Raw genomic sequence first — 2,960 nt, 5'->3', positions numbered from 1 at the left:
TCCCTCTTCGGGTTGCGGGTGCCGCACGTGGGACAGGTCCAGACGTCGAAGGTGCTCATGGCCGGCCGCCCGGGCGCGACCGGTATGCCCTTGCGCGCTCCCGGCGCCGTGACCGGGCCGCGCGAGTACGTCGCGACTGCATGCTCCCAGCATGGCCCCGCCAGGGCCGGGAACGGACCGCTGATTCACGATCCGCTGCACGACCGTGACATACCGTCAGGTAGGGAAGGGCGGTCGGCCTCGGGTCCATCGGCGCCTCCGGTCCTCACGTGCGCGTCGCGTACGCGTCGGAAGCGACCGTGGCAGGAGTGAGGGGAAGGTGGGCTGTGAAGCGAGACCAAACCACCCGAAGGAGGGAAGGGCGCCGGTCGGCGAGCTGGCACGACGGATCCTTCCGTTCTTCTTCTCGCAACTTCTCGCAGTTTTCGCAGTTCTCGCGGCTTCTCGCGTCGCTGGAGCGAGGAGCCCGCTCCGGCCACCGGCCGGGGGTGCACGGAGCCGGAGCGGGTGTGTGGCCCTCGTTGACGGCTTCCTCGGCACGGGGGTCGCCGAGGAAGCCGTCAACGAGGAGTTCGGTGGTGGCGAGGCCGCCGGCGGGGGAGAACGCCGGCGGGGCCGGCGGCGACGAGGCCGCGCTCAGCCCGTCTTGACGGTGATGTCGCCGATGTCCGTCCCCAGGTCCAGCTTGTACTTGCCGTTGGGGTCGTTCTGGACGCCGATGTGCTTCTCGCCGATGTCCGTCCCGGCGCTCACGCGGTAGGAACCGGCCGGGACGGTGACGTGGATCTCGCCGTTGGAGGTCTTCGCCTTGATGTCCTGGGCCTTGCCGGGGGTGAGCTTGATCCCGCCGTTGTCGGTCTTGGCCTGGATCCGGTCGCCCTTGAGCGAAGTGCCCTTGATCTCACCGTTGTTGGTGCGCACGTCGACCGACCCGGAGGCCTGGTCGACCGTGATGTCACCGGAGTCGGTGTGCACCGAGACCTCGCCGACCTGCGAGAGGTTGATCCCGCCGGCGGAGGTGCCGCCGCTGATCGGCAGGCCCGCGGGTAGTTCGACGGTGTAGTCCACCGAGCAGTTGCGCCCGCAGCCCCCCAGCACCAGCACCCCGCCCTCGACCCGGGTGGTGGCGTCGGGCTTGCCGCTGCGGTACGTGATCGCCCGGTGGACGGCGGCGTTCCCGGCGCCCGGCTTGCCGTGGACGGTGACGTCCCCGGAGGAGTTGTCGAGCTTGACCGCGGTGATCTTCTCCGAGACGGTCGAGTCGTCGCTGAACTTGGTTCCGACCGGGTCACAGGCTGTGAGCGCCCCGGCGGCGAGTCCGGCGACCACGACTGCCCCGGCGAAGCGGCGGTAGTGGACCATGGTGTTTCATCCCCCCCAAATCATGCGTGTCTCTCGCGTGATGGCCCCGTCTGACCGCCCCTGTCCGGGGCCGTCGCGACGACAGTAGCCCGGCGCGGTGGCCCGGGTCGGTGGTAAAAACCCCCCAATCCGCGACGTTCCGTTCCGGCTCGTCGTGCCCCCGCGCCCGTCCCGGCGCAGGATGGAAACGGCAGGCGGTGCCGCCGTGCGCGGATGTGGCGCGGCGGGCCGTCGGCGGAGCGGGAGACGGGAGGCCGAGGGCCATGGGGATCGCAATGGCGGACATCCGCGAGTGGCGCGGCCAGGCCGTGCTCGACGAGAAGGGCCACCGGATCGGCACGCTGGAGTCGGTCTACGTCGAGACGTCCACCGACGAGCCGTTCTTCGCCACCGTCACGATCGGCATGGTGACCAAGCGCCGCCTGGCCTTCGTCCCGCTGGCCGGCGCGGTGGCCGGGCCGGCCTACCTGCGGGTGGCGTACCCGAGGTACAAGGTCAAGCAGGCCCCGTCGATCGGCACCGACGACGTGCTGCCGGCCACGGACGAACCCGGGGTGTTCGGGTACTACGAGCTGCCGTACGCGACCGGCGCCGGGGGAGAGCGGCGTCTGGCCCGCCGCTGACCCTGCCGACCGGCACGAACGGTCGGATCGCCGGAGCCCGCGCGCCGTGTCGACCCTCACATGGCCCGCCCGGGAATGAATACCCCGCCGGGTACACTTGTCCATCGACAGTCGATGTGAAAGGCGGCCCGGACATGCAGGTGGACGAGGAGGCGGTCGGCGCGGTCCTGAACCGACTGCGTCGTGCCCAGGGCCAGTTGGCCGGGGTGATCGCGATGATCGAGGCGGGTCGGGACTGCAAGGACGTGGTCACCCAGCTCGCCGCCGTCTCGCGTGCCCTGGACCGGGCGGGGTTCAAGATCGTCGCGAGCGGGATGCGCCAGTGCATGGCCGCCGCCGACGAGGGCGGCGCGCCGATGAGCGAGGCCGAGCTGGAGAAGCTGTTCCTCGCCCTGGCCTGACCGGACGCACGGCCCGAGCGGGCGTACGACCTGCTCGGACGAGTGCCCGACGGCCCCGGAGGGCCGCGACGGATCGCCCGTCGCGGCCCTCTCCGCACGTCCGGCCCGAGCCGCCACGCCGCCGCGGAGTTCCCGAACCGCCCGATGCGCCGTCATGTGTCGTTCACGCAGCGGTCGCCGGCCTTCGGATGAATGAGGGCCGCCCACAGTTGTACAGCCAACTGTGCGCGCCCCCTTCCCCGCCTCCGTGACCAGCCGAGCGCGGCCCCGGAGCCGTCCCCCGGCGGACCGGGCCCGCCGCCGGCGGACAGGACAACCGTGGCCGCAGGCAGCGCCCTGACCCTGACCTCATCCTCCAGCCCCTCCGAGGGCGACCGGCTCACCTTCCACTGGACCACCGACGCCCCCGACGCCAAGAACTGGGTCGGCATCTACGACGGCGGCCGCCAGCCCGGCAACGGCGGCTCGCTGCTCTGGAAGTACACCCCCGGCACCTCCGGCGACGTCCAGCTCGACACCTCCGCGCTGACCGGCGGCCCGTACACCGCCTACCTGCTCGCCAAGGACGGCTACG

The 2,960-nt window shown here is 71.6% G+C and carries 3 protein-coding genes and 1 pseudogene; 3 read left to right on the top strand and 1 reads right to left on the bottom strand.

All coding sequences use genetic code 11. The annotated features are described in order from the left end of the window. Positions 1–636 precede the first annotated feature (636 nt). Positions 637–1,362, bottom strand: a complete 726-nt coding sequence (locus J0670_RS34510) for a DUF4097 family beta strand repeat-containing protein (RefSeq protein ID WP_207816353.1) — start codon at positions 1,360–1,362, stop codon at positions 637–639. Between the two features lie 263 nt (positions 1,363–1,625). Here J0670_RS34510 and J0670_RS34505 point away from each other — a divergent pair, with 263 nt between their 5' ends. From J0670_RS34505 to J0670_RS34495, 3 genes and pseudogenes are all read left to right on the top strand, one after another. Beyond that, entirely contained in the window at positions 1,626–1,985 is a 360-nt protein-coding gene (locus J0670_RS34505) for a PRC-barrel domain-containing protein (RefSeq protein WP_207816351.1), read from the top strand. Positions 1,986–2,119: 134 nt separating this feature from the next. Further along, positions 2,120–2,386: a metal-sensitive transcriptional regulator gene (locus tag J0670_RS34500; protein WP_207816350.1), complete on the top strand. Its 267-nt coding sequence runs from the start codon at positions 2,120–2,122 to the stop codon at positions 2,384–2,386. A 318-nt stretch (positions 2,387–2,704) separates the two neighbouring features. Then, positions 2,705–2,960, top strand: a pseudogene (locus J0670_RS34495) (hypothetical protein); the annotation flags it as partial.

It is taken from the genome of Streptomyces sp. FH025, from assembly GCF_017427025.1.
Lineage (GTDB): Bacteria > Actinomycetota > Actinomycetes > Streptomycetales > Streptomycetaceae > Kitasatospora.
This window is presented reverse-complemented; position numbering and strand designations above follow the sequence as displayed.

Bases quoted from the DNA above. Each gene is read 5' to 3' on its own strand.
- J0670_RS34500 (WP_207816350.1), top strand. From the start codon at position 2,120: ATGCAGGTGGACGAGGAGGCGGTCGGCGCGGTCCTGAACCGACTGCGT.
- J0670_RS34510 (WP_207816353.1), bottom strand. From the start codon at position 1,362: ATGGTCCACTACCGCCGCTTCGCCGGGGCAGTCGTGGTCGCCGGACTC.
- J0670_RS34505 (WP_207816351.1), top strand. From the start codon at position 1,626: ATGGGGATCGCAATGGCGGACATCCGCGAGTGGCGCGGCCAGGCCGTG.